Source organism: Gemmatimonadaceae bacterium, assembly GCA_037721215.1.
Classification (GTDB): Bacteria; Gemmatimonadota; Gemmatimonadetes; order Gemmatimonadales; family Gemmatimonadaceae; genus UBA4720.
In genome coordinates, this window is sequence record JBBJNV010000001.1 from 15,511 (window position 1) to 40,762 (window position 25,252).

At 60.6% G+C, this 25,252-nt stretch carries 22 protein-coding genes; 16 read left to right on the forward strand and 6 right to left on the reverse strand.

From position 1 onward, the window contains the following. The first annotated feature begins 140 nt into the window (after positions 1-140). The 6 genes from WKF55_00085 to WKF55_00110 all read left to right on the forward strand — a co-directional run bounded on the left by WKF55_00085 (position 141) and on the right by WKF55_00110 (position 11,278). The gene (locus WKF55_00085; GenBank protein ID MEJ7757962.1) at positions 141-3,365 is read left to right on the forward strand and encodes an exodeoxyribonuclease V subunit gamma; all 3,225 of its coding nucleotides are present in this window, start codon (positions 141-143) and stop codon (positions 3,363-3,365) included. Beyond that, positions 3,362-6,955 (forward strand): UvrD-helicase domain-containing protein, encoded by a 3,594-nt coding sequence (locus WKF55_00090; protein ID MEJ7757963.1) that lies wholly within the window; start codon positions 3,362-3,364, stop codon positions 6,953-6,955. Before WKF55_00085 ends, WKF55_00090 begins: the two co-directional genes overlap by 4 nt. After that, complete coding sequence (gene recD, locus WKF55_00095) at positions 6,952-8,802, forward strand: exodeoxyribonuclease V subunit alpha (GenBank protein ID MEJ7757964.1); 1,851 nt, start codon at positions 6,952-6,954, stop codon at positions 8,800-8,802. The genes WKF55_00090 and recD overlap by 4 nt, the downstream gene beginning before the upstream one ends. A gap of 174 nt (positions 8,803-8,976) precedes the next feature. Continuing rightward, the gene (locus WKF55_00100; protein ID MEJ7757965.1) at positions 8,977-9,333 is read left to right on the forward strand and encodes a four helix bundle protein; all 357 of its coding nucleotides are present in this window, start codon (positions 8,977-8,979) and stop codon (positions 9,331-9,333) included. A 293-nt stretch (positions 9,334-9,626) separates the two neighbouring features. Further along, positions 9,627-9,956: a helix-turn-helix transcriptional regulator gene (locus tag WKF55_00105; GenBank protein MEJ7757966.1), complete on the forward strand. Its 330-nt coding sequence runs from the start codon at positions 9,627-9,629 to the stop codon at positions 9,954-9,956. Beyond that, positions 9,956-11,278 (forward strand): type II toxin-antitoxin system HipA family toxin, encoded by a 1,323-nt coding sequence (locus WKF55_00110; GenBank protein ID MEJ7757967.1) that lies wholly within the window; start codon positions 9,956-9,958, stop codon positions 11,276-11,278. Before WKF55_00105 ends, WKF55_00110 begins: the two co-directional genes overlap by 1 nt. Positions 11,279-11,528: 250 nt before the next feature. Here WKF55_00110 and WKF55_00115 read toward each other — a convergent pair whose 3' ends face one another. Together WKF55_00115 and WKF55_00120 are read right to left on the reverse strand one after the other, a co-directional pair. Then, positions 11,529-11,948: a type II toxin-antitoxin system VapC family toxin gene (locus WKF55_00115; GenBank protein MEJ7757968.1), complete on the reverse strand. Its 420-nt coding sequence runs from the start codon at positions 11,946-11,948 to the stop codon at positions 11,529-11,531. Next, a complete protein-coding gene (locus WKF55_00120) occupies positions 11,945-12,181 on the reverse strand; it encodes a type II toxin-antitoxin system prevent-host-death family antitoxin (protein MEJ7757969.1) in 237 nt (78 codons plus the stop codon). The genes WKF55_00115 and WKF55_00120 overlap by 4 nt, the downstream gene beginning before the upstream one ends. A 333-nt stretch (positions 12,182-12,514) precedes the next feature. Here WKF55_00120 and WKF55_00125 point away from each other — a divergent pair, with 333 nt between their 5' ends. From WKF55_00125 to WKF55_00135, 3 genes are all read left to right on the forward strand, one after another. Then, positions 12,515-13,687: a Fic family protein gene (locus WKF55_00125; protein MEJ7757970.1), complete on the forward strand. Its 1,173-nt coding sequence runs from the start codon at positions 12,515-12,517 to the stop codon at positions 13,685-13,687. Positions 13,688-13,913: 226 nt separating this feature from the next. Next, positions 13,914-14,180: a type II toxin-antitoxin system prevent-host-death family antitoxin gene (locus WKF55_00130; GenBank protein MEJ7757971.1), complete on the forward strand. Its 267-nt coding sequence runs from the start codon at positions 13,914-13,916 to the stop codon at positions 14,178-14,180. Further along, positions 14,177-14,593: a PIN domain-containing protein gene (locus WKF55_00135; GenBank protein MEJ7757972.1), complete on the forward strand. Its 417-nt coding sequence runs from the start codon at positions 14,177-14,179 to the stop codon at positions 14,591-14,593. Before WKF55_00130 ends, WKF55_00135 begins: the two co-directional genes overlap by 4 nt. Positions 14,594-14,615: 22 nt before the next feature. Here the strand turns inward: WKF55_00135 and WKF55_00140 are convergent, their stop codons facing one another. Then, complete coding sequence (locus WKF55_00140; protein MEJ7757973.1) at positions 14,616-15,014, reverse strand: type II toxin-antitoxin system death-on-curing family toxin; 399 nt, start codon at positions 15,012-15,014, stop codon at positions 14,616-14,618. Continuing rightward, entirely contained in the window at positions 15,011-15,241 is a 231-nt protein-coding gene (locus WKF55_00145) for a hypothetical protein (GenBank protein ID MEJ7757974.1), read from the reverse strand. Before WKF55_00145 ends, WKF55_00140 begins: the two co-directional genes overlap by 4 nt. A 413-nt stretch (positions 15,242-15,654) precedes the next feature. Between WKF55_00145 and WKF55_00150 the strand changes: the two genes are divergently transcribed. The 3 genes from WKF55_00150 to WKF55_00160 all read left to right on the forward strand — a co-directional run bounded on the left by WKF55_00150 (position 15,655) and on the right by WKF55_00160 (position 16,875). Further along, positions 15,655-15,960: a BrnA antitoxin family protein gene (locus WKF55_00150; protein MEJ7757975.1), complete on the forward strand. Its 306-nt coding sequence runs from the start codon at positions 15,655-15,657 to the stop codon at positions 15,958-15,960. A gap of 290 nt (positions 15,961-16,250) precedes the next feature. After that, positions 16,251-16,547, forward strand: a complete 297-nt coding sequence (locus WKF55_00155) for a DUF6516 family protein (protein ID MEJ7757976.1) — start codon at positions 16,251-16,253, stop codon at positions 16,545-16,547. Continuing rightward, complete coding sequence (locus tag WKF55_00160; GenBank protein ID MEJ7757977.1) at positions 16,528-16,875, forward strand: hypothetical protein; 348 nt, start codon at positions 16,528-16,530, stop codon at positions 16,873-16,875. The genes WKF55_00155 and WKF55_00160 overlap by 20 nt, the downstream gene beginning before the upstream one ends. A gap of 68 nt (positions 16,876-16,943) precedes the next feature. Here the strand turns inward: WKF55_00160 and WKF55_00165 are convergent, their stop codons facing one another. Continuing rightward, positions 16,944-19,445 (reverse strand): protein kinase, encoded by a 2,502-nt coding sequence (locus WKF55_00165; GenBank protein MEJ7757978.1) that lies wholly within the window; start codon positions 19,443-19,445, stop codon positions 16,944-16,946. Between the two features lie 347 nt (positions 19,446-19,792). On the opposite strand from WKF55_00165, the gene WKF55_00170 reads away from it, so the two are divergent. The 4 genes from WKF55_00170 (at position 19,793) to WKF55_00185 (ending at position 23,961) form a co-directional block, all read left to right on the forward strand. Continuing rightward, complete coding sequence (locus WKF55_00170; GenBank protein MEJ7757979.1) at positions 19,793-22,462, forward strand: protein kinase; 2,670 nt, start codon at positions 19,793-19,795, stop codon at positions 22,460-22,462. 180 nt (positions 22,463-22,642) lie between these two features. Beyond that, on the forward strand, positions 22,643-22,942 hold the full coding sequence (locus tag WKF55_00175) for a four helix bundle protein (GenBank protein ID MEJ7757980.1): 300 nt from the start codon (positions 22,643-22,645) through the stop codon (positions 22,940-22,942). Positions 22,943-23,295: 353 nt separating this feature from the next. Next, positions 23,296-23,568, forward strand: a complete 273-nt coding sequence (locus tag WKF55_00180) for a hypothetical protein (GenBank protein ID MEJ7757981.1) — start codon at positions 23,296-23,298, stop codon at positions 23,566-23,568. Positions 23,569-23,571: 3 nt separating this feature from the next. Beyond that, positions 23,572-23,961, forward strand: a complete 390-nt coding sequence (locus WKF55_00185; protein MEJ7757982.1) for a hypothetical protein — start codon at positions 23,572-23,574, stop codon at positions 23,959-23,961. Between the two features lie 12 nt (positions 23,962-23,973). Here the strand turns inward: WKF55_00185 and WKF55_00190 are convergent, their stop codons facing one another. Beyond that, positions 23,974-25,236 carry a DUF1501 domain-containing protein gene (locus WKF55_00190; GenBank protein ID MEJ7757983.1) on the reverse strand — a complete coding sequence of 421 codons (1,263 nt, stop codon included), beginning with the start codon at positions 25,234-25,236 and terminating at the stop codon, positions 23,974-23,976. Positions 25,237-25,252: the final 16 nt, after the last annotated feature.

Below are 25,252 nucleotides of genomic sequence, written 5' to 3' on the forward strand. Positions count from 1 at the left end.
CAGCGCTCTCTCATTCTAAGGCAGCAAACTCAACATAAGTCGCGGTGGATAACGAAGGCGGGGCAGGTCACAAAGAGATGGCCACTGTCAGACGTCACTTCCAAATTACGGAGGGAAACAGACGTATACTAAGGACTTACATGCTCGAACCAGCTTCGGATTTGATCCCTTCACATCCTGTCCCCGGCCTGACCCTCAGCGGCGTCCGGGATACCGATGCCGCGACGGAATGGCTTATCCGAGAGCTGGGAATTCTCCCGCTCGGAGCATTTGACCACCCTGTAGTCCTGGCCCATCACCCGGCACTCCGCCGCGCACTCACGCTCGGCATAGCACGCGCGACCGGCTGCGCTGCTTCGATTCGCTTCGTATCTCCTACCGGTTGGGTGGACGAAATTGCCGAACTCGCAGGTGCCGACGGGGAATGGCGTCCGTCTGTAATGGCATGGAGGCTGACGGAGGGACTAACTGCGAGCTCGGAGAATCTCCCGCACTCGGTACGGCACATCGTCGATGGAGGAGACACGCTTGCGCTACTCGACTTCGCGAACGCCGTCGCGATGCGGTTTCGGGCGTACGTCCTGCATCGGCCGGATTTGTTGTTGCGATGGGAGGCGTCGGATATTCCGGCCGCTGACGCAAGCGAGGGCGAACGATGGCAGCATACACTCTGGCGCTCACTCGTCGCAGGCTCCTCATCGCAATCACCGGCTCAGATCATCGCCGAGGTGCGAGCTGGACGATTCCGCTGCCCGGAGAATGTTACTCCGGTAATTCTTGCCGTCGCGGATCCAACTGTGCCGCCGACGGTGTTCGAGGTGTTGCGCGCGATCAGCAAAGAGCGCGCACTGCACTGGTGCGTCGTCGCGTTTGGTGGCACGTCGGAGCGCGCGATCATCTCGCCACGACTACGTTCGGCCACGTCGAGACTGGAACCACTCGGTCTCGCTCCAATGGCTGAACGCGACGGTGCGCAAACAACGCTGCTCGGCCGAATCCAACGCCTCCTCGACGAAGGCGACCGGAATCCCGAGCAAAAATTCACCCTGGACGACACGCTCACTCTCCACGCCTGCCACTCGCCGCTGCGGGAGATCGAAACGCTACGTGAGCGACTCATTTCCGCGATGGAATCGGATGGGCAGCTGCGGCCTCATGATGCCACGCTCTACGTCACTTCCCTCGAACGGTACCTGCCGGCCATCGATGCAGTCTTCGGCCTGGATGAACCGGGCATACCGCGACTGCCTTACGAAGTCGCGGGCCGTCCGTTCCGCGATCGCTCGCCCGTTGTATTCGCGGTCCTGAGGATTCTCGAAGCAAGTGAAGGCCGGGCAACGCTGGAGGAGATCAGCTCACTGCTCCGCCTCACACCGATTGCGGATGCAGCTGGCTTCAGCGAGCTCGAGACGGCAACGGTTCTTTCTCTCGCACAGCAGGCGGGGATCGTCTGGGGAATCGACGGTGCCGATCGCAAAGAGCGGTTCGAATTGGCGCCGATAGAATCGGGCACATGGCGCCACGGCATCGACCGCCTCGTACTCGGCATTGCAATGGGTTGCACGGACTCTCCCGTCGGAGACGTCCTTCCCGTTTCCGGCGAATCGGCAGGGAATGCGGACATTATCGGGCGCATTGCGGGCTGGACGGAGGAACTCTTTCGGCTCTTTACCGATTTGCGTACGCCGCGACCTGCCGGAGAATGGAATGAAGTTCTGGAACGCGCGATCACGACGTTCGTACAGGCCAGCGGGTCGGAGGACTACGAGGCGTTGCGCACACTTCGGAAAGCGATGGACGATCTGCTGGGCGGAATCGCGAACGTGTCGAAAGACACTCCGGTCGCCATGCCCGCCATCCGCACGCTGCTCGAACAGGCATTCGAGGACATGGCCGGGGAAGTCGGCCATCTGCGCGGTGGAATTCGTGTCTGCCGGCTGGAGCCGGGTGCGATTATTCCGGCCAAGGTGGTCCTGATCGCCGGCGCCGACGATGCACTGCACCCGGGCGGAGGAGGGAATCCTTCATGGGATCTTCTTTCCGCATCGCCTCAGGACGGCGATCCAGATCGCCGGGCAGACATGCTCGACGCGTTCCGTCAGGCGATCGGCAGCGCGCGGTCGCGCGCGCACATTGCCTGGACGGGATTCACGACGCTCCGTCACGAGCCGCGCGCGGCATCGATCGCGGTTTCAGAGTTGCGTGACATCGCCCAGCGCATCCTCCCTGACGAAGCCCACAAATCCCTCGTGCGCAACGAGCCGGCACATCCGTTCTCGGCGAGCCATTTTCTGACATCGCCATCATCAGGGAGAATTCAAAGCGCTGCGCAAGGATGGGGAAACGCGGCACGCCTCATCCAGACTCGCGGCGCGGAACATCAGCCATTCGCCGACGAATCGCTCGACCCACCGGAATTACACTCACGAGTCATCTCCCTCGAGGCACTCTCCTCCTGCGTGAAAGACCCGTCCCTCTTCTTCTGCCGTCGCATCCTCAATCTCGAGATGCACGACAACGACGAGGTCGAGGAATGCGAGCCGCAGGCCGTCAATCCACCGACCACAGAAAAGGGCGTCAGCAACGATTTGCGCACCATATCGTGGCGACTCGAAGCGGCTCAGCGCCGGGGTGACATCCGAGATCGTGACCAGATTGCGGAGTGGCTTCAGCACCAGCCGGAGATGCCATACGGTGAGGAAGGCCGCGTACTCGCAGGAGCCGTGGCAGAAGCCTGGTGGCCCCGGCTCGACGAGCTCCGGGGAATAACGTGGCTTCCGCCGCGGCCGCTTGAGCTCAAAGTAGGGGAGTTCACGATTGTGGGCCGGCTCGACCGCCTGACCGCCGACGCCCGCGTCATCGAATGTCTGTACAAAATCCGCGCACACTCGGCGCTGCCGAACTGGGTTCCTCATCTGGTGATGAACGTGATGGCGGATCGCGGAGAGGGATTGCCGCGCGAGACGTCGATGCTCGGTGAAACTCCATGGAAGATTGCGACTGTCGATGATGCAGAGGCGGAGCTTGTCAAACTTTGCACGTTCTACGAGCAGGCGTGCATCGCGCCGCAGCCGCTGTTTCGCAGGTCCGGATGCGCGTGGCTCGAGGCACTTGGCGGGCGCCCGGCGGCTGAGGTCGATTCTGGCACTTCGGAAAAGGCGTGGGCCAAAGCGCGCGAGGCCTGGGAGCCAAGGGCCGTTGTGCCCGGAATCAAGACTTATAAGATGGAAAGCGAGCAGCCGTCATCTGTGCTCTGCTGGCCGAACTGCGATCTCCTGGATCCCGACTTTGCGGTGTCGTTCGCACGTTCCACGGAGCAAGTGCTGCTCCCCTTCATGCGCGCCTGCATCGGAGATGACGCATGAGCGTTCCAGAGACTTTCATTCCTGGAGACGGGCCGAATCTCGTCGAGGCATCCGCTGGTACCGGCAAGACGACATGGATGGTGCGCACCGCAGTGCGTCTCCTGTTGCAGGATCAGGGCATGCCCGCAGTGAACAAGGTCGAGCGACTCCTCGCGGTCACGTTCACGCGAGCCGCGACCGCCGAGCTGAAGGAGCGCATCCGCGCGGAGCTTCACAACGTGAAGCGGGTGAGAGATGGCGAGCCCGTAGGGGAACAATGTGACTGGATGAAGCCGATGCTCGACGCTGGCGGTACGGCGATGCTGGTTCGGCTCGAAAGCGCGCTCGCATCGCTGGATCGCCTCGCGGTCACAACGATTCACGGTTTCTGCAAGGGCGCGCTGGAGGAGTTCGCACTCGAGTGCGGCGTTCCGGTGGGCTTGAAGTTTATCGAGCACGATCGCTTATATCGTGACGAGGCACTGGCTGATGAATGGCGGGCGCTCACCTGGGAGATGGGTCCTGTGAGTCAGTTCGTCATGAGCGAACGGATGTGCGGGGAATCCTCCAGGCGCTCGCAATGGTCGCCCTTCGAACTCGAGAAAGCAGCGCGGGTTGTGCGCCAGGGAATCGGGGCGGCGCGGCCGGATCGTATCGTTCGTGAGGCCGAGCTTGCTTCCGTGCAGGAGACGCTGCACGGAGTCCTCGAGCATTGGGATGAGGGCCGGTTGCGCGATTTCCATGATAAGGTCAAATGGAATAAGGCCGGTTTCACCCTCGAGCAAATGAATGCTCTATGTGTCGCGATGAGTGCCCTGGGCGCTGGCAAGAAAGCCCTCGTCAGCGATATCGCGCGGTGGGCGAGATCGAGTGTCGATGCGGTTGCCAGCAAATCGAGCAAGGTCAACAAGGATCTGATTCCGAACGAGAAATTTCTCGACGCCTGCGAGGTGGTAAAGGCGGCGTATGACCGCGCAGCCTCACTGATCTGGCAGGATGCCGTGCTCTCTGTCGCCGAGCGAATGGAACGGGCGATGGAGCGCGATCGTGTTGCGGGCTTCGACGAGATGATCGGCTACCTCCAGCGCGCTGTCACCGACGAGCAGAATGGCAAGCGTCTGCGCGAAGTCCTCGAGGGCCGCTACGATGCAGTCCTCATCGACGAGTTTCAGGATACTGACTGGGCACAGTGGACGATCTTCTCGGGTACTTTCGGCATCAAGCCACTCGTGCTCGTCGGAGACCCGAAGCAGTCGATTTATGGATTCCGTGGCGCTGACATCACTGCATATCGCGCGGCGCATGCTGGGGCGATGGAGCGCGGAAAAGATCGCGTATTCTCGCTCGATACGAATTACCGGTCGGACCAGCAACTCGTCGCGGCAACCGAGATCCTGTTCTCACAGGCGAGCGAGCCGTTTGCGGTTGACCGGAGCGTCTTGAACTTCGAGCCCGTAAGAGCTGCGCGCGACGAGCCGTCACTGGTTGACGATGCGCGACGCCCGATGGTGCTCGTGGACCTCGGGAAGGATCGTGCGCCGGATCAGGAAAGGAAGGTGACGCGTTTCATTGCTCGGGAAGTCGCCCGGTTGTTGCGTGATCCTTCCGTCAAATACCGTGATCCGAAGACTCGCAAACTGCGCCGGCTCAAGCCGTCGGATATCGCGATCCTCGTTTCAGCGAATCGTCAAGCTGTTCCGCTTCTCGAGGAGCTTCATTCATATGGAGTGGCTGCTGTGTCGGGCGCCACGGGTGATATCGCCGAGTCGGCGATGTGGCAGGATGTATTGCTGGTTATCGGCGCGATAGAGGATCCGGCCAATCCGCGAGTGGTCCGTCGCGCGCTGTCGACGTCGATCGGGGGGTGGTCGGCGAGCCGGCTCCACGCGCTAGAGTCGGATGGCGATGAATGGAGACGACTGGTGGAGCGGCTCGCCGAGGCGCGTCGTGACTGGATGTCATTCGGGGTGCTTGCCGCGCTGATGCGTCTCACTAACGACTGGGATGCCCGCAAGACGCTCGCGGCGTATCCGGATGGTGAGAGGCGTCTCACTGATTTCCGGCACGTCGTTACGCTGCTTCAGGAGGCGGAGCGGGAGGGGCATCGGAATCCGACGATGCTGATTTCGTGGGCTAACAGGTTCGCTGCCGAGAGCGATCGCGACGCGGAATATCGCCAGCAGCACCTCGAGTCGGATGCGGACGCCGTGACCGTCAGCACTGTTCACGTTGCGAAAGGGCTCGAGTGGCCGGTGGTGTTCTGCGCCTACCTTTGGAAAGCGCCATTCAAGCGAGAGCTGACTCCTCACATAGCGCGGTTTCCTGACGGTACGCGCCGGATTGTGTTCGAAGACGCAGTTCCCGGAGAGATCGAGGGCGATACACCGATCGCTGAGCACCTGCGGTTGGCATATGTTGCGCTTACGCGGGCGCGGAGCCGTACCTACGTCGTCTGGGCAGAGAGCCATCGCGAAGGCAGCGGTGCCATCCACCATCTTTTGCAGGGTGTCAGCAACGGTACTGGCTCACCTCCAGCTGTGCTCGCTGCCAGGCATCCTGAGCTGATTACGTGGATTGCAGAGGGCGAAGCGTCGAGTTTCACTGTCCCCAATGACAACGGAGATGCTGGCATCTCGAACGGAGATCTGGTTGCACGCAAAGTGACAGTCGGATCCGGGCAGACACGCAGCTGGACGGTGTCGTCGTACTCCCGGTTTACCAGAGGCCTCAAGCTTTCCGTCGATGCCACGGAAGTGGGGCCAGTGGATGAAGCGGAGGCAGCGGTTGCAGCGGAGGCTGCCGTGGCAGCGGAGGCAGCGGAGGCAGCGGTGGACGGCGCTGCTCCGCGTGCCGATCAACTGCCGGGTGGAGCGCACACGGGTAACGCGCTTCATGAGCTATTTGAGCGGTTCATCTTCCCCGATATCGCCAATCCAGTCGCCGTCAACGACGCGATCGACGATGTACTCGATCGTTATGCACTGCCACGTTTGGGAGCCGATGCATCGCAGCGAGACGGTGCGATGGATCTGGTGCGACGAATGATGACTGCCGCGCTTGCTACGCCGATACCCGGTGCCTCGAAGGCACTCGCAACCGTACCCAACGGGCAAACACTGCGCGAATGGCGGTTTCATCTCTCGATGGAGAACGTCTCCCCGGCGCAGTTCGCGAGCGTGTTCGCGAAGCATGGAGAAAAATGGCTCGCCGAGTTGTACGCGCCGACGCTCGCGCGCGCAACGCGTTCGGAGATCGACGGGTTCCTGACAGGTATAGTCGATCTCCTTGCTGTAGTTGACGGCCGATGGTGGATCGTCGACTGGAAGTCGAACACGCTTGGCACGAGTGCCAAGTCGTATGGTGCGGACGCGTGCAGGCAGGTGATGGTCAAGGAGCACTACGTCCTGCAGTACCACATCTATATAGTTGCACTTCACCGATTCCTGCGTTCGCGGATCGGGAGCGCCTATGACTACGATCGCGACTTCGGCGGTGTGGGGTACGCATTCCTGCGAGGTCTCGCTATGGGCGCGCCGTCGTGGTTTGTGGACCGGCCGTCGCTCGCGCTCGTCGAGGCGCTCGATGCGTGCATCGGAGGTTACCCGCGATGACGGCATCCGCAATTTCCCCATCGGGCGAGGCCCGAAGGGTGACCGTTGACCCGATCGCCTTTCGTTCGGCCACCCTTCAGGAATCGCTCGGCCCGCTTGCCGCGGTGTTCCATCGGCAGATAGCCTCCGCTGGTGTCACCACTGATCAGGCCGGTGTCGTCGCCATCGCGGGCGCGCTGCTGATGCGGGCCACCGTTGAAGGACATATCTGCCTGACCCCCGAGGAGATTGCCGAGCATGCCGCGCTTGTAGGGGTTCAGTTGGACGCGGCGGCACTGCGCGCGGAACTGGGCAATCATCCGTGGGTTGGCAATGGCGACGGCGCGACACCATTGGTGTTCGAGCAGGATCGCCTCTACCTGCGCCGTTTCCGCGAAGCAGAGGTTCGACTGGCGTGCGCAATTCGTGAGCGTGTCGCGGCGGAGCCGTTACCGATAGACCCCTCACTCGCGCCGCGATTCCGCGAAATATTCCCGTCGGGTGACACCATCGACTGGCAGGCCGTGGCAGCGACCGCTGGCCTGCGCTCCCGTTTCTCACTCATTACGGGCGGCCCGGGAACAGGAAAGACGACGACCGTTGCCCGGCTCCTCGCGTTATTGGTCGAGCAGAAGGCGGACGTTCGAGTCGCACTTGCCGCACCGACCGGGAAAGCCGCGACACGACTTGGCGAAGCAATTCGGCAGACGTGGAATTCGATGGGAGTCGACACCGGCATCCGCGACCGGCTCCCATCCACGGGGCAAACCGTGCACCGCCTCCTGGGATACCGGCCCCAGGATGATTCGTTCAGGCACAACCCAAGCGATCCGCTCGAGCACGATGTCGTCATCATCGACGAGGCGTCGATGGTGCCTCTGCTGTTGATGGATACCTTGTTCGCGGCGCTCAGACCCGACGCTCGCATAGTTCTGCTTGGAGATCACGACCAGCTCGCGTCGGTAGAGGCAGGATCGGTATTGGCGGATCTCGTCGCCGCGTCGGGGGCGATCGAGGGCGATCATGGTGCCTCCCTAGCGTCGGCATATGAGATGCTCAGCGGAGTCGTGCTCCCGGCAAGTACGGACGCCACGCCACTAAGAGATTCGGTAGTGCGTCTGGTTTACAGTCACCGGTTCGATGACTCGAAGGGGATCGGCGCGCTGGCTCGTGCAATCCGCGACGGTGATGCGGACGGTGCGATTGCGGTTCTTTCGGAGCCCGATGATTCGCTTGTGCGCGGGCCTAGCTCGGTGCGCGACGAGAGCTGGCTCGACATTCTCGCTGAACCGGCGAATGCGGTGTTCGCATCTGAGACACCGGAGAGCGCTCTTCAGGCGCTCGGGCGTGTCCGCGTGCTCTCTCCGACAAACGTCGGACCGGGGGGAACCGAAGCCCTGACGCGGCGAATCGAGGAGAGATTGCGCAGGCTTGGTCACGATGTCACGGGCCAGTACTATCGCGGGCGGCCCTTGCTGCTTACGCGCAACGATTATGCGCTAGGACTGTTCAACGGCGATATCGGTGTGGTGTGGGATGAGACCGACAAGGATGGAGCCGAAGTTCAGCGAGCCTTCATTGCGAATCCGGATCTCGGTGCAACGCCGAAGGGATTTCCTTTGCCGCAACTGCCGGAGGCGGTAACTGCCTGGGCGATGAGTGTGCACAAGGCGCAGGGGAGCGAGTTTGACACGGTCATCGTGGTGCTGCCGGATACCGATGTGCGGGTGTTGAGCCGCGAGTTGTTGTACACAGCGGTGAGTCGGGCGAAATCGCGGGTTGTTGTTGTCGGGCCGGATGAGGCGTTGAGGCTGGCAGTGGGGAGGACGGCGCGGCGGGGGTCGGGGATGGCGGGGCGGCTTATTTGAGGGGGGAGATTCGTGAAACCCAATAGGACGGAAAAAATCCTTCCGGCTGCGGGCATTCCGGCCGTCGGCGGCCGGCTGAAGCGGAAAGGATGCTTCCAGCTTGGCGGCCTTAGTTTGATTCTTCAGGGCGCGGGATGATGCTACCGGCGGAGGGGCGTACCGGTATGGTCGGGGATGTCGGATTTCAAGAAACTAGATGTATGGAACAAGGCGCATCTACTCGCGCTTGATGCTCACAAGACAGCGATAGGGATTCGCGGCGCACACTACGTATCGCTTAGAAGCCAGCTTATTCGCGCGGCGATGTCCATCCCGGCGAACATTGTCGAAGGGCGGGAACAGGCAAGTGAAAAAGACTTCGCGAGATTCCTGCGATACTCAATCGGGTCTGCGTCCGAGCTTGAGTATCACTTGATCATCGGACGGAACATGGGATTGATCTCTCAGGAGTCGTTCGATTCGCTGCTCGAGAAGATCGAGCAGGTTCGGAAGATGCTCCACGGATTGGTTCGGCGGCTCGAGAGCGGCTGACTGGCCGGAAAAGTTGTCTGAGGCCAAAACGATCAAAAGATCCTTCCGGCTGTTGGCATTCCGGCCGTCGGCATCCGGCCGAAACGGAACGGATGCTTAACGCTCGCCGCCGGCTGCCCGCAGCATCAGTTCCGCAACGGCCGGGGGCCGACAGCCGGCGAGCCAAAAGCCGGAAGGATTCGTTCCGTCGTCAGTAATGGGGGCAAAAGCATGGAGTGTTGACGATTCGTCCACAATCCATGTAAGTTTACTATCATCAACATTAATATGATGTTGACGATCACCCACATATCATGCGATCACTCACTCCGAAGGACCTCGGCGCACTAGGCCGCAACGCCCGCACCAGTAACGGCTTAACCCAAGCCCAACTGGGCGAACGGATCGGCGCGAGCCGCTATTGGGTTGCAGAGTTTGAACGGGGAAAGAGCGGTGCCGAGCTTGGGTTGACACTCAAGGCACTGCGCGCCCTCAACCTGGTGATCACCGTTGAGCCAAAGGATGTCGTTCTTCGTCGCCAGCAAGCCGAAACCTCCGCGAGACAATCGACGAGTCACACCCCGAGCCAGCCAACGGTCGACCTCTCGGCAATCCTGAAACGATCGATAACGCGCGCTGGATAATGGCTGCCAAATCACGACTGACGAAGTCTGCTCGGGTACGTCTTGTCGCTCTTCTCAATGGCAACGTGGTCGGGCATGTCTACCAGATGGGAAATGGCCGCCTGGCGTTCGTTTACGACGAAGAATGGCGGACAGGCGATTTCGCATACCCACTGTCGCTATCGATGCCTTTGCTGGCTCGAGAACACAGTGACCGTGCAATTCGTGCGTACCTATGGGGTCTGCTTCCGGACAATCCCGACGTGCTGGCGTGGTGGGCCAAACGATACGGAGTCTCGAGGTACCGAATAGTCGACCTGCTCGCGCATGTCGGTGAGGACTGTGCCGGCGCGATTCAATTCACCGTGCCGGAACGCACGCAAGAGCTGGTTGGCGCTACAACTCTTGTTGACGAATTGTCACTCGTTCAGTGGATGGATGAGACCGAGCTCGAATCACGACTGCGCGACCTGCGTCTCAACCCCGCCGCCGGAAGATCCGCAAACGACACCGGACAATTCAGTCTTGCAGGCGCACAGCCTAAGACGGCGCTCTACCAGAACCGGGCCGGAGATTGGGGTGTGCCAAGCGGGCGGATGCCGACGAACCGGATACTTAAACCGCCTACGCTCGGTCTCGATGACCTTGCTTACAACGAACACTTCTGCGCGCTCCTTGCACGCGAACTCGGCATGCCCGCCGCGGTTACTCGAGTCCAAGACTTCGGGGACGAAGTCGCGATTGTTGTCGACCGGTATGATCGCGAAGAAATAGGCGACACACTGATTCGCGTTCATCAGGAGGATCTATGTCAGGCCCTTGGAGTGCTTCCGACGAGGAAATACGAAGTGGACGGCGGGCCGACCGTATCCGCGATTTATGAAGTCATCCGAGAATCGTCCACGAACCCTGATGAGGATTGCATGCGGTTCTTTGACGCGATCTCGCTTAACTGGCTGCTCGCTGCGACCGATGGTCACGCCAAGAACTACTCAATACTGCACGCGGCCGGACCACAACTCAGACTCGCACCGTTGTACGACATCATTACCATTCTTCCGTATCCTCAACTCAACTACGATACGAGCAGGTTAGCGATGTCGGTCGGCGGGGAGCGTCAGATAAGCGCGATCGCCGCAACCCACTGGCTCCGTCTTGCCCGGATTCTCGGCCTGAATCCAGAATACGCCGTGAATCGAGTCCGTGAACTCGCCATGCGCATCCCTGCTGCCGTCGACGCCCTCAATTCACAGGTTCATCCCAGCGCCTACATGAAAACGCTCGTGGCGCGACTTGGTGATTCTGTGGTCAGCCATGCCCGGCGTTGCCTTGAACGTCTGTGAGCATGTCAAGGGGGCGAGATTGCTCCAACCCAGCGGAACGGAAAAAATCCTTCCGGCTGCTGGCATTCCGGCCGTCGGCAGCCGGCTGAAACGGAACGAATGCTTAACGCCCGCAGCCGGCAGCCGGCAGCATCAGTTCCGCAACGGCCGGGGGCCGACGGCCGGCGAGCCAAAAGCCGGAAGGATTTGTTTCCTGAGCGCCAGCGCGGCGAAGGCGGCTCCGGGACTTTCCTCGGGTGTCAAGGAAGCGTCAACTCTTTACGGCAACGACTTCGAGGCCGCCGATCCCGCTGAAGTCAGCCGGGTTGCAGGTGAACAGTGGCAGCCCATTCGCAATCGCCGTTGCGGCAATCATTGCATCATACGACCGCGCGGCAGGCTTGCGACCTGAGCCCCGCAGCGATGCGGCCACTCGGCCAAACGCTCGTGCTGCACTCGCGTCGAATGGCAACGGCTCGAAGTCTGACTCTGCCTGCTGAAGGTGGGCCTGTCGAGCGGCACGCTCGTCGTCGCTTGCCGCCACGAGCGGACCAACCGAAAGCTCGGCGAGCGTCACCGCGGTAATGAGCGGCTCCGCCGGAAGCACGCTGGCATCCTCGATTCGCGGCAGCAGAATGACAGTGTTCGTGTCGAGAATGCCACGGCTGTGTCGCGTAATTGGCTCGGTCACAGCGCTGTGTCCAGGGCAGTATCGAGGTCGTGACGCAACCGAGCCGGGTCAACGTGGGGCAGGCGCCGCCACCGGCGAAGCAGAGTTGCCGCCGACAGAGCTTTAGCCGGAAGCGGCCGCAACTCGGCAATCGGGCGTCCATCCAGAGTGACCGTCAGCGATTCGCCTTGCGCAACGCGCTGCAGGACGCGGCCCCCCTCATTCCGGAGATCACGGACAGTTACCTTGGCCATGCAGGTAATGTATCACCCGTGAGACACGGTCGCAAGATGAAACTGGTCGAACTGTTCACGTAATGCCGACAGATCTCAAAGATCCTTCCGGCTGTTGGCATTCCGGCCGTCGGCATCCCGGCCGAGACGGAAGGGATGCTAACGCCCGCCGCCGGCAGCCCGCGGCATCAGTTCCGCAACGGCCGGGGGCCGAGGGCCGGCGAGCCAAAAGCTGGAAGGATTTCTTATCTGGGCTGAGATCATGCGGCGGCCCTATGAAGGCCGGCTAGGTCGGCCTGACTTTAATAAGGGAGCGACTCTTCCGTATGTTAAAGCCAGCCTTTAATATACGGGGTGACTCCCGCTCATATTAAAGGCAGCCGCACCAAAGAATATGGACGAGCAGGCCGCTATGTAAGACAACCATCGGGCTATGAGGCATTCATACCAGCCCCGCTTCCACCGCGGCCTCCGATCCGGATTTCCGGTGAGCTTCAGGTACTGCTTTCCGACGCGACCCTGGCACTTGGTCGGCTGGATGGGTCAATTCATACGCTTCCGAATCCAGACCTCTTCGTTCTGATGTACGTTCGCAAAGAGGCTGTTCTTTCCAGCCAGATCGAAGGAACGCAGAGCTCCCTGCAGGACGTCCTTGCCGCAGAGGCAAAAATTCTCGATGCCACGACCCCAGACGACGTGGACGAGGTGCTGAACTATATCTCCGCGATGAACTACGGGTTGCGGAGAGTAAAGGAGCTGCCCGTTTCCGTCAGGCTCATCAAGGAACTGCACGAGAGGCTCATGAAGGGAGTACGTGGATCGCACCTCACTCCCGGCGAGACCCGACGAAGCCAAAACTGGATCGGTCCAGGTGGAGCGAGTCTCAACGAGGCGCTCTTCGTTCCTCCCCCTCCGGAAGAGATTGCAACCGCACTTGGCAGTCTCGAGAATTTCATTCACACTGAGTCCAGCATGCCGCTTCTCCTGAAGATCGGCCTCGCGCACGCTCAGTTTGAAACCATTCACCCCTTTCTCGATGGCAACGGCCGGGTTGGACGTCTTCTCATAACATTCCTTCTGGCGGAGCGTGAGATTCTTCAGAAGCCGGTGCTATACCTGTCTCATTTCATGAAACGCAATCGCCAGGAATATTATGAGCGCCTCCAGCGAATCCGCGACCAAGGTGATTGGGAAGGCTGGCTCGAGTTTTTTCTTCTCGGCGTTTCGGAGGTGAGCGGAGAGGCGACGGAGACCGCTCGAAAAATTCTCGCGCTTCGTGAGAATCATCGCACTGCTATCGCCGATAATCTTGGCCGAGCTGCCGGCAACGGACATCGCGTTCTCGAAATGCTCTACAAAACACCTATCATCAATGTGAAATCCGTAAGCGACATGACAAAAACTTCATTCGCAGCTGCAAACGAGCTCGTGAAGAAACTCGTCAGCATAGGTGTTCTCACGGAGATGACCGGTCAGCGGCGCAACCGGTCCTTCAGGTATGCTGAATACATCGAGTTGTTCACGTGAATCACGATGAAAAGGATATGAAAAATCCTTCCAGCTGCCGGCATTCCCGCCACCGGCAGCCGGCGGAAACGGAAGGAATGCTTAACGCTCGCCGCCGGCAGCCCGTAGCATCAGTTCCGCAACGGCCGGGCGCCGACGGCCGGCGAGCCAACAGCCGGAAGGATTAGTTCCACAGAGCGCAAGCGATGCCGCGACATTGGCAGGATAGTCATCTCATGACTATCTTATGACCATATCCAAAGTCGGCGTAGCAGACCTGAAGGCCAAGCTCAGCGAGTACCTGCGCACCGTGAAGCGCGGCGAAGAAATAACAGTCTCCGACCGCAATGAGCCAATCGCGCGGATCGTGCCTTTCACTTCGCGCGGTGCGCTCATTGTTCGCGAGCCGACACGTGAGTACAAGTCGTTCCGGGACATCAAACTTCCTCCCCCAGTAAAGCTCGACGTAGACCCAGTCGAGCTTCTTCTCCAGGACAGGAACAAGGAACGGTGATAGCGTACATCGACTCATCAGTTGTGCTGCGGGTAGTCCTCGGCCAATCCGGAAAGTTGGCGGAGTGGAAAACAATCACCACCGGCGTCGCAAGCGGGTTGATCGAAGTCGAGTGTCTTCGAACGCTCGACCGGCTGCACTTGAGCGGCAAGTTATCAGCCCAGGTGTCGGCCGTCCGACGTGAGGCAGTCTATCGGGTTATCGAGGCGCTCGAGCTGGTGGAACTCACGAGCGCAGTGTTGCACCGGGCTGCGCAACCGATGCCCGCTCCGCTGGGAACACTCGATGCAATTCACCTCGCCACCGCCGACATGTGGCGCGAATCAAGAGGCAAGGAGCTCGTTCTGGCAACGCACGACCGCGCACTTGCACTCGCTGCGCGAGCCGTGGGACTTCAAACGATCGGGACCTGAGCGTCATGACACGCCTGGATACCTACGCCTTCCTCAGCGGCGTGATGCGCAGGCGTAACCATTTCGCTGCCGCCGACTGATCCACCTCATTCCGCGCGACACCGAGTACGAATGCCAGCAGCTCGTCCTTGGAGATGTTGAGCTCATGACCGTTCAGACGCAGAAAGACGAGCGTTGCCGCCAAAGCAGTTCGCTTGTTGCCATCCGCAAATACCTGCTTCTGCGCGAACCCGACTAGATAAGCTGACGCCAGCGCAGCGATGTCAGAGTCAGGCTCATAAACGTTCAGATTCCGGGCCTTGTGAAGCGCTGACTCCATCGCATTCTGGTCGAGTATTCCGTGCCTTCCACCAAAAAGCTCCAGTTGACGCACATGCATCAGCTGGAGCGCTTCTGTTGTAATCCAGCGCGGATCCTTCACTCAGCCAGAGCCTGAAAGACCTCACGGTATTGGGCGACTATTTCGTCGTGATGATTCAGTGCTTCCAATGTTTCGGGGTCGATAGTGGTCACCACGAATCGACCGGCACCATCCTCGATCCAGTAAAGTGGATCGCCGGGGGCCGCACCCAGGCGGCGTGCAACTTCATTGGGAATGGAGGTAACCATCGACCCGCCCTGAACGCGGGTGTTACTCGTAATAACCATCTGGACCCTCGGCGGGGATGAAAAGTCTCGTATAACACAAAAGTAACACATCGGTTCTACATCGTCAAATCAACGGGTGTTTTGTTTGACTATTGTATATATCCGTATATACTGACCCATGGGCAATGAAAGTCTGGAACTCCTTGCTCAGGCGGCGGGATTCGACTGGGACGCTGGAAATGTCGTGAAAGTGGAGACCCGTCACAGTGTCCAGCCAGCCGAATGCGAGCAGGCGTTCCTGGCGGAGCCGTTTCTGGTCAGTTTCGATAAAACACATTCGAAATACGAGCCACGATGGCAAGCGTTGGGCAGCACATCCGCCGGCAGGTGGCTGTTCATCGTTTTTACAGTGCGGAGCAACTTGATTCGCGTGGTTGGAGCGCGAGACATGAACAAGAAGGAGAGGTTACGATATGCCGAAGTCAAAGCGCGTCTTGCGAACGATTCCTGAATTCAAGTCAGAAGCAGATGAGCAGGAGTTCTGGGCCACTGCGGATTCGACTCAGTACATCGACTGGTCGAAGGCCAGGGTTATCCGATTTCCGAATCTCCGTCCGTCGACCACGGCGATCTCTATCCGGTTGCCCGACACGTTACTCACAGAGTTGAAGCTTCTCGCCAACGAGCGTGACGTTCCCTACCAGAGTTTACTGAAAGTGTACCTGGCGGATCGTGTGTCTGCGGAGCGCAGGGTCAAACGTCGGCGGGCGGCGGGCTGAGGTGACTGCGTAAAGGTCGACGAGAGCTAGCGGCACGGGCCCGCCTGCTTGCCCCCATGCTTCCTGTCCTCTGCCAGGTACACCGTGGCCATGCCCCCACGAGGCGTTCACGCTCGAACGGAAAAAATCCTTCCGGCTGCCGGCTTTCCGGCCACCGGAGGCCGGCTGAAACGGAAGGGGATGCTTCACGCCCGCCGCCGCCCGCCGCCGGCAGCCCCGCGGCATCAGTCCCCGGCTCTCAAGCGTTGGAGTGATTGACAACGCGCCGTGGTGTTGGTACATTCTCCAACATGGGCGCCACGCTCCTTCTTCGCACACGGATCGTGTTCGCTGACAATGCGTTCGCCGAGATGGTCCTGTGGCGCGTCACGAAGACGCTGCCGGGCTCGAGGCATTCGTTCAAGTACCGGCTGGCGTATGTGGTGGATCAGCAGTGCGTACTCCGTTACGACAATGAAGCGGGGAAGGGCGATCATCGGCATCTCGGTAACACCGAGCGGGCGTATCGGTTCACGACGCCGGAGAAATTGATCGCCGACTTTCAGGCCGATATCGAGAGGTGGCAGCATGAAAACCGTAACGCTTGAAGTGCGCACCGCGCGCGACGCGATGGCCGGATTCGCGCAGACATGGAAGCGCGGCAAGGCCGACACGTCGGCACGTATCATCTTCGATACGCCGGAACTGCTCTGGCGAGTACTCACCGCGAAGCGTTGGGAGCTGCTCAAGACACTCTGTGGCGCGGGCCCGGTTTCCATTCGCGAGGCGGCGCGGCGCGTGGGTCGTGATGTGAAGGCCGTGCACGGCGACGTCACGGCGCTGCTCAATGCCGGCATTCTCTATCGGCATGAGGACGGCGGTATCGTGTTCCCATTTGAGGCGATTCAAGTGGACTTCACGTTGCGCGCCGCGTAGCGACCCCGTGACCCTAGCCTTGCGCCGTTCAAACAAAAAACTCGCCATATTCTCGCGCAAATGACGGGTCAGCCCTTCGGCCAGAGCAGCTCACGAATCGGAGCGTAATCCTCCATCGCCTTGATGTCGAATTCCCGGTGAAGGAGCGGCTGATACGGCATTCCTTCAGCGAACGCCTGCTGAAGCAGGGTGTAAGTCAGATCGCGGTCGCCAAGCGCAGCGGCAATCAGCGCGCGGGCATACGCGGTCGGCTCCTTCATCATCCTCAGCTTTTCAATAAAGCCTCTTGCAGCCGCCGTGTCGCCGAGATGCGCAGCAAGCTGGCCTGGTAACGAGTATCCCCCGTCGGCAGGCAAAAACTTGGGGAGCCTGTCGCGCGCTTCGGCATACCGGCCGGCGTGGAACAATGTATTTATCACGTTCTCCTGCCGAGCTTCGGTAAGCTCGGCGTCCGGCCGGCTGTCGTACCATGCCAGCGCCCGGTTGGCGAGCTGATTCGACGCAGCGAGGAAGCCGTGAGCCCTGTACTCGCGCGCCGCAAACAACATCAACGCAGCTGGCGTATCCTCGTTACGCGACGGGCGGCGCATCCGCTCGTTGATAAGAGCATTCACCTCGTCGACACGCCCTAATGCTGGAAGGATCTGAGCTGCCTCGAAATCGGTAGCCAATCCGAGCTGACGCTCCCGCTCGACTGCGGCCAGCTCGGCCTGAAGATCGCCGGTGAGATGCAGGCCATCGGTTCTGATTCCCCAGCCAAATTTGAGATTGCCTTCGGGGTCGGCTTTCTTCAGCGCGGCAAGCGCTTCACGCGGTCGGCTGGCAAAGATCGTAAAGCCTGCCATCTGAATCAGCAGCAGCGGATCAGGGGCAAGCTCCGCCGCCCGCCGTCCCGCCTTGTATGCCGCCTCCCAGTCATAATTGAGCTCAGCCTGACGGCGCTCGACGAGAGCGCGATCGACGGGTGTGAGGCGATCCCGGGTTTCATAACGCAGCTTCAGGACCGGCGACAGAATCTCGAGCATGGGAAGAACAAACGTAGAATCGAGCTCTATCGCTTTCTGGAATTCGCGGTCTGCATCGGCGGAGCTGGTTCCCACGGTGGCACCCATGCGCGGAAGATCGGCCTCGATTCCCGCGCGATACGCGCGATACGCCTCGTAGATTGGCGGCTCCGTCGCCTTGCGCGCCCAGTTGCGAATCAATGGATCGTTCAGCGATGCAAGCGCGCCGAGAACTCGCGGGCGCAGTCGCTCGAGCCCAGCACTCGGATTCGACGCCGGAGCAGTGACAGGACTGAAAGCGCGCACCACCCTCGACGTGCGCGCATCGAGCACCTCGGCCTGAATGCGCACGCTGTCACCTTCTCTATAGTATCTGCCGCGTACTATGAGTCCGGGCCTGGTGGAATCTCCTTTGGCTTGAGCGGCCTCGACAACTTCGCCCACTCCACTCTGGGCGATCGCCTGACGAAGGAGATCGGATGCAAGCTTGCCGATGGGATCGAGCGATGCATCACGTGTCTGATTCTCGAAATCGGAGACGATTACGTGATGGTCATCAAACACGGGACTTCGATCGCGTCCGGCAAACCAGGCGACACCGGCAAATGCAGCAAGTCCGAGGACGAACGCAGCCGCAATCGCGGGCCGGCGCGAGCGGGGGGGATCAGTTGTCGCTCTCGGCGTTACGGCAATATGAGGAGCCGTCGCATGAGGTGTCGACGCACCTGGCGTGGCGATCACTGCAAGCTGCTGGATGAGCTCTTCCGCCGTCTGCCACCGGTCTGCAGGCTTTTTTTCCAGACACCGCATGATGACGTTCGCGAGAGCGGGCGGAACGGAAGCTCGATGTGTCGTGACGTGATCCGGAGTTCGGGTCACATGCGCAGCGAGAATCATCTGCGGTGACGTTCCGGTGAATGGAGGAGTACCGGCCAGCAGCTCGTATCCAACTACACCGAGCGCATAAATATCAGCGCGATGATCGGTATTGGGATCCGCAGCGGCCTGTTCGGGCGCCATGTAAGTGGGTGTGCCGAGCGCGACTCCAACCGAGGTGACGTTGGCATCGCTCGTCGCTTCGCTCACTGCCTTGGCGACACCGAAATCAGTGACCACCGCAAAATTGCCGGTGAGCATGATGTTGTCCGGCTTGATGTCGCGGTGAACTACACCATGGTTATGCGCGTACGCGAGCGCGGATGCGGTATCGCGGAGAATGGATGCAACATCGCTCACCGGGAGCTCGCCACTGCGAACGAGCCGCGCCCGCAACGATTCCCCCTCGATCAGCGGCATCACATAATAGAGGAGATTGCCGCGTGATCCCGCGGTGAGGAGCGGAACGATGTGCGGATGCTGAAGCGATGCGGCGAGCTGGATCTCGCGCCGGAACCGGGCGACGTTCACCGATGCAACGGTCTCCGGCGGAAGCACCTTGATCACCACTTTCCGCCCCAGCGCTGTCTCCTCGGCCACGAACACCCGCGACATGCCGCCTGTGAGCTCGCGCTCCAGTTGGTACGTATCGCCAAGTAACTGTTGGAGCTGGTTGTGGAGTTCGTTCATGCGGGGCGGTGGGGGACGTGGCTAATGTAGTAAAACAGTGGCTGCGAGGAGAGGTCCGGCGGCGGTACGAGCGGAACCTGCCGAAGCCGGGATAACGATCAAGAGATCCTTCCGGCTGCGGGCATTCCGGCCGTCGGCAGCCGGCCGAAACGGAAGGGATGCTTAACGCCCGCCGCCGGCAGCCCGCAGCATCAGTTCCGCACCGGCTGGGGGCCGAGGGCCGGCGAGCCAAAAGCCGGAAGGGTCCGTTCCACAGCGCGCAAGCGACGCCGCCCATCGTCATAGAAGCGTAGCTCGAGGCTCTGGACGCGCCTACATTAGCCTCACACTTCTGGAGCACACCCGCAATGGCTGAGTTGCGCGACCAACTGCAGGCAACACTAGGCGACGGATACACGCTCGAGCAGGAGCTCGGCGGTGGCGGCATGTCGCGGGTGTTCGTCGCGCAGGAGTCAGCGCTCGGACGGAAGGTCGTCGTCAAGGTTCTGCCACCGGAGATGGCGGCAGCGGTAAGCCTCGACCGATTTCGTCGTGAGATCCAACTGGCCGCGCAGCTCCAGCATCCTCACATCGTGCCGCTTCTCACAGCGGGTGATACCAACGGCTTGCCCTATTTCACCATGCCATTCGTGCGCGGAGAGTCGCTGCGCTCGCGACTGCTCAAGGGCGGTGAGCTACCGGTATCGGAGACCGTAAGGATCCTCCGCGAAGTCGCGTCAGCCATCGCATACGCACACGAGAACAACATCGTGCATCGCGATATCAAACCCGAGAACGTGCTGATTTCCGGCGGCTCGGCGGTGGTGACGGACTTTGGCGTGGCGAAGGCCCTGAGCGCATCGAGCGAAGCCGCGCCTGATACTCTCACCTCGATGGGCGTTGCGCTCGGCACACCCGCCTACATGTCACCGGAGCAGGCCACCGCCGACCCGAACACGGATCATCGCGCGGATATCTATGCGCTTGGGGTGATGGCGTACGAGATGCTCACCGGGTCGACTCCATTCACAGGTCGCTCACCGCAGGCGACACTCGCGGCACACGTGACCGAAGTGCCAGACGCCATCACGCGTCGAAGGTCGACGATACCTCCCGTGCTGGCTTCGCTCGTGATGTCGTGCCTCGAGAAGCGTCCGGCTGATAGACCTCAGACTGCACACGAGGTGATGCACCGGCTGGACGCGCTCAGTACGCCGAGTGGTGGGTTGGCTCGCACGGTTCAGGCGACAGCGGTGAAGCCGGCGAAGGAGGGCAAGCGAACCCGGAGGATTGCGGTATTCACGGCGGTTGCCGTGGCCGCTGCGATCGCTGCTTTCGGGCTGACCGAATATCGAAAGCGCGATTCCGTGTCCACCGCGAAAGCTGAAACACCGGTGATCGCGGTACTTCCATTCGAGAACCTGGGCAGGCCCGAAGGCCGCGAGTTTACCGACGGAATGACTGAGGAGATCACGAGCCGCCTGTCATCATTGCGCGGTCTCAAGGTGATCGGCCGGCAAACGTCGAAGAGCTATGCCGGGACGACCAAGACCCCGCAGCAGATCGCCAGTGAGCTCGGTGTGAATTATGTACTGACTGGAACCGTCAGATGGGACCGTACCGGTGATGGAAAGGACATTGTGCGCGTGAGTCCGGCGCTGGTGAGAACCGCGGATGCGACGCAGGTATGGGCAAAGCCGTTCGAGACGATTCTTTCGGGCATCTTCGAGGTTCAGTCAAAGGTGGCTACCGAAGTCGCGAACGCGCTCGACGTCGCGCTGCTTCAGCCGGAAAAAGACGCCCTCGCTGCGCGCCCCACCGAAAGTGTCGAAGCTTACAGCCATTATCTTCGCGGGACCGAGCTGCTGAGGACCAGCCTTCAGGTCCCGGACATCCGGACGGCCATAGCGGCACTGGAGAAGGCGGTCGCACTCGATCCTCAATTCGCACTGGCGCATTCACAGCTCTCCATCGGCCACACGGGGCTCTTCTGGTTTGAGAGCGACCGCACTGCCGAGCGCCTGAGGAAAGCCCGTGCCTCAGCCGACAGGGCGCTCTCGCTGCAGCCGTCGCTGGCAACTGCCCACCTCGCTCTCGCGATCTACTACTATCAGGGGCTGCTCGATTTCGAGAGTGCATTGAAGGAGCTGTCGATCGCCCAACAGGCGCGCCCCAACGACTTTGAGATTCTCTTCTACAAGGCGGCGATCGAGAGACGGCAGGGAAAGTGGCGAGAATCGATCGCCAACATGAACCGCGCGATCGAGATCGAGCCTCGAATAGGAAGCTACATATCGGACTTCGCCGATACTCATTACACGCTCCGTGAATACGATCAGGCCGAACGGCTGGCGGACCGTGCGTTGATCGTCACTCCCAGAGAGCCTGACGCCCTCGGTCTCAAGTCAGAGATCGCGATAGCAAGGGACGGCGATGTGCCGCGGGCCCTGCAGTTCGTTCGACAACGATTCGCTGCAGAGGCCGGCGCGAGAGGTGGCCTGGGCAGCGCGGCGGCGGACCCCTTCAATGCGGGCTGGCCCGCCCTGGCAGATCAGAAAATCCGCGATGCGTTGTTGTCGGCGCAATGGAGACCGGAGCTGGATGAGCGGTCTTCGTTCCTCGTTAACCGGATGATGCTGTTCTATGTCATTCAGGACATGCCGCGTGCCCGTGCCTACGCCGATTCGGCTCTGGGGCCGCTTGCCTCCAAGGTGCGCGAGCGCTCCGATGATGCCAGATACTATTCTCGCCTCGGCCGGGTTCAGGCAATTCTTGGCCGGAGGCAGGAAGCACTGGCGGCCGCCGACAAAGCCATTTCGCTGCGCCCTGTGTCGAAAGATGCCTACGGAGGCCCGGATTTCGTGGCGAACCGTGCGGTCATCCTGATGATGCTCGGAGATACCGACCGGGCCATCAGCGAGATGCAGAGTCTGCTCGAGATTCCGTCGCCTGTTTCGAGGAACGCGATCAGGCTGAATCCGCTTTTCGCGGCGCTTCGAAGTCATCCCCGATTTAACGATCTGGTCCGGGGCCCGTGAAACAACGATTGGGGGATAGAGGCTGCGAGATTGCTGCAAACCAGCGGAACGGAGAAAATCCTTCCGGCTTTCGGCATTCCGGCCACTGGCAGCCGGCTCAGGCGGAACGCATGCTTCCAGCGTGACGGCTTCAGTTTGATTCTTCAGGGCACGGGATGATGCTACCGGCGGCGCGGCGTCTTGGTATCGTCGGAATGTCGGACTTCAAGAAACTCAATTATTCGCGCGGCCATGTCCATCCCAGCGAACAGTGTCGAAGGGCGGGAACAGGCGAGTGAAAAAGACTTCGCGAGATTCCTGCGATACTCAATCGGGTCTGCGTCCGAGCTCGAGTATCACTTGATCATCGGTCGGGACATGGAATTGATTTCTCAGGAGGTCGTGCAATTCGCTATTCGAGAAGATCGAGCAGGTTCGGAAGATGCTCCATGGATTGATTGGGCGGCTCGACAGGGACTGACGGGCCGGAAAGTTCTTTGAGGGCCAAACGATCAAAGAATCCTTCCAGCTGCCGGCATTCCGGCCGTTGGCAGCCGGCCGAAACGGAAGGGATGCTTCACGCCCGCCGCCGGCAGCCCGCAGCATCATTTCCGCAACGGCCGGGGGCGGAGGGCCGGCGAGCCAAAAGCCGGAAGGATTCGTTCCACACATGACGAACCATGCGATCATCCTGATGATGCTCGGAGATACCGACGAGACTATCAGCGAAATGCAGCGTCCGCTCGAAATTCCGTCGCCTGTATCGTACCTCGCACTCTAAGCTTGACCATGCCAACGGCCTTGCCCATATTGGGTACATGGGTATTCCCACTAATAGGAGAGCCGGAGGGATTATGAGCTCAGTCGTCTCGGAGTACGACGTAAAAAAGGATGAGCGAAATCGCGTAACCCTCAAGAATCTCGCGTTCGATTACTACCACGCGAAAGTTTTCGATGACGGCCACATTGAGTTCTATCCACAGGTTCTGGCGGATGCCTCAATCTCAGCCCGCACCCTCGCGATGATGGACTCGGCGATGGCGAATCCCGGTCGCAAAAAGGCAGGGCAGGCGCTGAATCCGAGGGACATTCTCGACATCACCGGCACCGAAGACGACCAGGCATGATCGGTGGCGAAATTCACCGTCGTCGCCGGAGTGCCCGCGATGGAGGCGGAATGGAACCGCCTCGTCGGCGGCCTGAAGGACGGAACTCTAACGAAGGCTGAACGCGCTCTCGCCAGGAAACTTGCCAAGGCGGTTGCCCATCTCCAGGAGAATCCATTCCATCCGGGCCTTCGGAGCCATGAGATTGTTGCGCTGTCAGCTCGCTACGGTCAAAAAGTATTCGCGTCGTACCTCGAGAACAACACTCCCGGTGCCGGCCGAATCTTCTGGGTATATGGCCCTCGCCGACGGTACATCACTCTCATTGGACTCGAGCCGCACCCGGAAGACTCGAAGCGGGGTTATGCGCGAATCCTGTTGTCGGATCTTCCGCCGCTCCCTGACAAACATTAGTCCACCGAACTCCTAAATGATTCCCAGCCAGCTCTTCTGCTGTCCGTTGAATCCCGGGAAAATCCGGTCCACCTGAGCCGCGCCAAGGTGACGACTGGTCACCTCCGAAAACACCGCTCTGAAGTCAGTCGTGAGCGCAAGGTCGCGGCCTTCGTACAACTGCTCCTGCTCGAGTCCCGGCCACTTTCCGTAGACCTTCCCGCCCTTCACATCGCCGCCGATGACGAACAGTGCTCCCGCGTGACCGTGGTCAGTGCCGCGGTTTCCGTTCTCCCGCGCAGTACGCCCAAACTCGGACATCGTCAGGATCACCACGTCACCCATCCTGTCGCCAAGGTCAGTAACAAGCGCGCTCACTGATTGCGAGAAATCGTTGAGCCTTGCCGAGAGCTGACCAGTTGCCGCGCCCTGGTTCACGTGCGTGTCCCAGCCGCCGACATCAGCGAACGCGATCTCCATCCCGACATCGGCCTTGATGAGCTGCGCGATCTGCAGCAGCCGCTGGCCGAACTGCGACCGCGGATACTGCGCCCCGCTGCGCGGAAGATACTTCTGCGGATTTGCCGCCTTCAGCATCTTCACCGCATCGAACATCTCGGCGCCGGCGCCGTGCACGAGATCCGCAGACCCGGTGCGATACAGCGCTTCGAGACGGTCGGCCTGTGACCCCGTAGTGCGCACGGTGAATTCGTTGAGACTGTTCATCGCCACAGTTTCGGCGCGCCCTTCCATGATGCGGGGAGTCTGCTGCGTAAGCGATACCGCGCGAAACGGATTGACCTTGCACTCGTCGCATGTGCCTTTCACCGCCAGATATCGATTGAGCCATCCGTCGGTGGTACCCTTCACGTCGGGCGTGCCGCTCTCCATGTAGTCCTGCGCATCGAAGTGCGATCGCGTCGCGCTCGGACTTCCCACTGCGTGAACCGGTGCGAGAATGCCGCGGTCGTAGAGCTGCTTCAGCGGCGCCAGCGACGGATGGAGTCCGTAGAATCCGTCGAGATCTATCGCACTCCCTGCGGCGGCCGAGCGGCCGAGTCCTGCCGGGCGCGGGATGGCGATAGAGGGGCGCATGGTGTAATAAGCTTTCTCGCCGTGCGGCACTACCATGTTCAACGCGTCAGCGGCACCGCGCTGAAAGAGACAGATCAGCGTCTTGCCATTGGGCGCCTTGATAAGCTCCGCGCCAAACGCGGTCCGGCGAAGAAAGCTCGGGCTCAACCCCATCGTGACGAGGGCGAGAGCTCCTGATTTTACAAATGCTCTGCGTTCCATGAGTCTGTTCCTTATC

What these genes read in the sequence shown, in the direction of transcription:
- WKF55_00100 (MEJ7757965.1), top strand. Translation starts at nt 8,977, where the DNA reads ATGTCGGATTTCAAGAAACTAGATGTATGGAACAAGGCGCATCTACTC.
- WKF55_00110 (MEJ7757967.1), top strand. Translation starts at nt 9,956, where the DNA reads ATGGCTGCCAAATCACGACTGACGAAGTCTGCTCGGGTACGTCTTGTC.
- WKF55_00130 (MEJ7757971.1), top strand. Translation starts at nt 13,914, where the DNA reads ATGACCATATCCAAAGTCGGCGTAGCAGACCTGAAGGCCAAGCTCAGC.
- recD (MEJ7757964.1), top strand. Translation starts at nt 6,952, where the DNA reads ATGACGGCATCCGCAATTTCCCCATCGGGCGAGGCCCGAAGGGTGACC.
- WKF55_00160 (MEJ7757977.1), top strand. Translation starts at nt 16,528, where the DNA reads ATGAAAACCGTAACGCTTGAAGTGCGCACCGCGCGCGACGCGATGGCC.
- WKF55_00120 (MEJ7757969.1), bottom strand. Translation starts at nt 12,181, where the DNA reads ATGGCCAAGGTAACTGTCCGTGATCTCCGGAATGAGGGGGGCCGCGTC.
- WKF55_00085 (MEJ7757962.1), top strand. Translation starts at nt 141, where the DNA reads ATGCTCGAACCAGCTTCGGATTTGATCCCTTCACATCCTGTCCCCGGC.
- WKF55_00165 (MEJ7757978.1), bottom strand. Translation starts at nt 19,445, where the DNA reads ATGAACGAACTCCACAACCAGCTCCAACAGTTACTTGGCGATACGTAC.
- WKF55_00180 (MEJ7757981.1), top strand. Translation starts at nt 23,296, where the DNA reads ATGAGCTCAGTCGTCTCGGAGTACGACGTAAAAAAGGATGAGCGAAAT.
- WKF55_00105 (MEJ7757966.1), top strand. Translation starts at nt 9,627, where the DNA reads ATGCGATCACTCACTCCGAAGGACCTCGGCGCACTAGGCCGCAACGCC.
- WKF55_00190 (MEJ7757983.1), bottom strand. Translation starts at nt 25,236, where the DNA reads ATGGAACGCAGAGCATTTGTAAAATCAGGAGCTCTCGCCCTCGTCACG.
- WKF55_00150 (MEJ7757975.1), top strand. Translation starts at nt 15,655, where the DNA reads ATGCCGAAGTCAAAGCGCGTCTTGCGAACGATTCCTGAATTCAAGTCA.
- WKF55_00170 (MEJ7757979.1), top strand. Translation starts at nt 19,793, where the DNA reads ATGGCTGAGTTGCGCGACCAACTGCAGGCAACACTAGGCGACGGATAC.
- WKF55_00155 (MEJ7757976.1), top strand. Translation starts at nt 16,251, where the DNA reads ATGGGCGCCACGCTCCTTCTTCGCACACGGATCGTGTTCGCTGACAAT.
- WKF55_00090 (MEJ7757963.1), top strand. Translation starts at nt 3,362, where the DNA reads ATGAGCGTTCCAGAGACTTTCATTCCTGGAGACGGGCCGAATCTCGTC.
- WKF55_00145 (MEJ7757974.1), bottom strand. Translation starts at nt 15,241, where the DNA reads ATGGTTATTACGAGTAACACCCGCGTTCAGGGCGGGTCGATGGTTACC.